Source organism: Acidovorax cavernicola (assembly GCF_003581445.1).
Genome location: NZ_QXMN01000378.1, coordinates 1 through 522, shown reverse-complemented (window position 1 = coordinate 522; position 522 = coordinate 1). Strand labels below are relative to the sequence as shown.

The following is a 522-nucleotide window of genomic DNA, read 5'->3' as shown; positions in this document are numbered from 1 at the left end:
CGCGCGCACTCGCGCCAGGAAAGCCTGCGCGGCGTTTCTAGTTTCTTGCGCTTCGGATCTGCTTCAATGTGTTCGTACTGGTCGGAGAAATCCCAGCGTTGCTTCCAGCCATCCGCAAGGTTCGACCATGTGAGGGTCATCACTGGGCTTGCTGGATGGAGGGTGATGTGCCGCCAATTCGCCACGACTGTGAACGCAGGATCCGCCCACTTGGCCTTCCGATTCCGCGACATGTAGTACCAGGAAAAGTGGCCTTCGGGATCGTGCGGCCGTTCATAGAACTCCCCTTCAGGCCAGAGCGGCAAGCCCTTGATGGCGTCGCCATGGGAGGCGTAGGGCTCAAGCGGACCTGATGTCTTGGTCGTTTTGCCGTGGGTCGGTTTCGGAAATTCGAATACTTGGCTCAGGTCTTTTCTGACGCCTACGATGAAGAGCCGCTTGCGCGATTGCGGCACACCGTAGTCCTTGGCGTTCAAGACTTGATACGTGACGTTGTAGCCCGCTTTGCTGTAGGCGTCGAGC

1 protein-coding gene is annotated in these 522 nt (G+C 58.2%); it reads right to left on the bottom strand.

Going from position 1 to position 522, the window contains the following annotated elements:
• Positions 1–522: DNA cytosine methyltransferase (locus tag D3H34_RS33765; protein ID WP_205736892.1), on the bottom strand; the 522-nt coding region annotated here is incomplete at both ends.